Annotated in this window: 3 protein-coding genes; all 3 read right to left on the bottom strand. The window is 33.6% G+C overall.

The genetic code is table 11. The annotated features are described in order from the left end of the window. A partial coding sequence (locus ACTG3S_RS07845; RefSeq protein WP_439128799.1) for a fumarate reductase/succinate dehydrogenase flavoprotein subunit occupies window positions 1–1,745 on the bottom strand: 1,745 nt, incomplete at its 3' end. Between the two features lie 12 nt (window positions 1,746–1,757). After that, entirely contained in the window at window positions 1,758–2,432 is a 675-nt protein-coding gene (locus ACTG3S_RS07840; protein WP_439128798.1) for a succinate dehydrogenase cytochrome b subunit, read from the bottom strand. Between the two features lie 146 nt (window positions 2,433–2,578). Beyond that, window positions 2,579–3,136: DUF6973 domain-containing protein (locus ACTG3S_RS07835; RefSeq protein WP_439128797.1), on the bottom strand; the 558-nt coding region annotated here is incomplete at its 5' end.

Below are 3,136 nucleotides of genomic sequence, written 5' to 3'. Positions count from 1 at the left end.
AATTGCTCATTATATTCTGCAGCAGTTCCTGGTACATTTACATTTTCCCAGAAATCTTTTCTTAAGGCAGAAATTTCTTCAATTGCAGATTTTAAACCTTCTGCATTTCTAGACATTCCACATTTTTCCCACATAATTTTTCCTAATTTTTTGTGGTAATAATCTACAGAACGTGTTCCTTTATTATTGATAAAAAATTCGATTCTTTCTGTAACTTCTTTTTCTGCTGCTTCAAATTCTGGAGTATCAGTTGCTATTTTTCCTGTTCTAATATCATCTGCTAAATAATCTCCAATGGTGTAAGGCAATACAAAATAACCATCTGCTAAACCTTGCATTAATGCAGATGCTCCTAGTCTATTTGCACCATGATCGGAGAAGTTTGCTTCTCCTATAGCATAACAACCAGGTATGGTAGTCATTAAATTATAATCTACCCAAACACCACCCATTGTGTAGTGTACTGCAGGATAAATCATCATTGGTGTCTCATATGGATTTTCATCTACGATTTTCTCGTACATCTGAAATAAGTTACCGTATTTTGCTTTTACGATTTCTTTACCTAATTCTTTAATTTTAGCTTCAGAAGCATTTTTTATGTTTTTTACCTTTGCTTGTTCTGTACCATATCTTACAATGGCAGCAGCAAAGTCTAAATACACAGCTTCACCTGTTGCGTTTACACCATAACCAGCGTCACAACGTTCTTTCGCTGCTCTAGAAGCCACATCACGTGGTACTAGGTTACCAAACGCAGGATAACGTCTTTCTAAATAATAATCTCTTTCGTCTTCCGTTAATTCTGTCGGTTTTTTCTTTCCTTCTCTAATTAATTTAACGTCATCTAAATTCTTTGGTACCCAAATTCTACCGTCATTTCTTAACGATTCTGACATCAATGTTAATTTCGATTGATAATCTCCAGAACGTGGAATACAGGTTGGGTGAATTTGTGTATAACAAGGATTTGCAAAATACGCTCCTTTTTTATGAATTTTCCAAGAAGCTGTTACATTAGAACCCATGGCATTGGTAGATAAGAAATATACGTTACCATAACCACCAGAAGCCACTACAACTGCATGTGCAGAATGACGTTCAATTTCTCCTGTAACTAAGTTTCTCGCAATAATTCCTCTTGCTTTTCCATCAACCACAACAACGTCTAACATTTCATGTCTGTTAAACATTTCTATTTTACCACGTGCAATTTGTCTATTCATTGCAGAATACGCACCTAATAATAATTGCTGACCTGTTTGCCCTTTTGCGTAGAAAGTTCTAGAAACTAAAACCCCACCAAAAGAACGATTGTCTAACAAACCACCATAATCACGTGCAAAAGGCACACCTTGTGCCACACATTGATCGATGATATTTGCAGAAACCTCTGCCAATCTATATACGTTTGCTTCACGAGATCTGTAATCTCCACCTTTTACAGTATCGTAAAATAATCTGTAGGTAGAGTCTCCATCTCCTTGATAATTTTTTGCTGCATTAATACCTCCTTGCGCTGCAATAGAGTGCGCTCTACGTGGAGAATCTTGGTAAGCAAATGCTTTTACATTGTAGCCTAATTCTGCTAAAGTTGCAGAAGCAGAACCACCTGCTAAGCCTGTACCAACAACAATAATATCTATATGACGTTTGTTGGCAGGATTTACCAAGTTAATTTTATTTTTATAATCTGTCCATTTATCTTTAAGTGGACCTTGAGGTACTTTTGAATCTAAAGCCATAATTGAATAAGATTAATGGTTAAAGTGATGATAAAGTGCAATAAAGATAAACCCTAAAGGCACTATAATTGAATAAACGATTCCCAATTTCTCTAATTTTTTTCTTAGAGAAGCTGCTCCAACGGATTGAAAAGCAGAAGTAAAACCGTGTGCTAAATGCAGGCCTAAAAAGATAAACGCTACTACATAGGCAATAACTCTAGCAGGATGCGCAAATTTATGCACTAATTCTTCATGGTAACGAAATCCTTCTACTCCTTGCATAGTACCAGACCAATCTCCTTGAATAAATTTGGTATTGATTTCTGGAAACCAAAAATCGATAAAGTGCAATACAATAAAAGCAAGAATAGTTATTCCGCTTAAAATCATATTTCTACTAAACCAAGTAGAGTTTGCAGCTCCGTTATTTTTAGCATACCCTTGACCGTTTGCTTTTCTGTTTTTTAGTTCTAAGATGAAACCCATTACAAAGTGAAAAACCACTGCAAAAATTAATATTGGTTGCAATGCAAATTGCACTAAAGGGTTGGTACCCATAAAATGAGATACTTCATTAAATAATTCTGGACTAAAAACCGATAAAATATTGATACTTAAATGTTGTAAAAGGAAGAACATTAAAAAAAGTGCAGATAGCGCCATGGCTACCTTTCTTCCAATTGAAGATTTGAAAAATCCGCTCATTGTATTTTTTAGTTAAAATTGGTCTCACAAAAATACAACGAAAGAGCTTGCTTTACAAAGAATTTAGAACGTTTTAACATGTATTTAGAACTGTTTTAAATAACTTGTTTAAACGTTTAACAAAAAAGTAAATAAAACGGTATTATTTAATCTAAAACAAGCTCGTTAGAAGCTACCAAACATTTATCATTTTCCCATTTGCCTTTTAATTCTTCTTTGGATATTATTTTGCCATCACAAGTTAAAAAGTTACCCTCTTTGTCTTTTTTAATAATTTTCATTTTTCCTTGGTGAATAGCATTTACAATTCTATAAATAATTCCTTTTTTAGAAATTTTGCTTCTTTTTTTTATGAGTTTTAAACCTTCCTCATTATTATACAAATCCATTTCAGATGATATTTCATCTGGTACAACACCATCTTCTAATTTGTTTTTTTTAAAAGTTAAATAATTATCTTTTTCATGTGCTTTCCCTAAAGATCTTGCAGCAGATTTACCTAATTCTTGCCTTAAACGAGCCATCCAATAAGCATGTCTAAAGGCATCTACTTGACCACCCGAACCATCACCATCTAATAAATTTGTTTTAGCAATAGAATCTGCCACTTTATTGGTTTCATTAGAAATTCTAAGCGATTTTTTTGCCTTAAAAGGATGAAACATTACCCACGTTTTTATAGGTCCAGAAAGTTTGAAAAAGCT

It is taken from the genome of Polaribacter sp. (assembly GCF_965656025.1).
Classification (GTDB): Bacteria; Bacteroidota; Bacteroidia; order Flavobacteriales; family Flavobacteriaceae; genus Polaribacter.
This window is presented reverse-complemented; position numbering and strand designations above follow the sequence as displayed.

What these genes read in the sequence shown, in the direction of transcription:
- ACTG3S_RS07840 (WP_439128798.1), bottom strand. Translation starts at nt 2,432, where the DNA reads ATGAGCGGATTTTTCAAATCTTCAATTGGAAGAAAGGTAGCCATGGCG.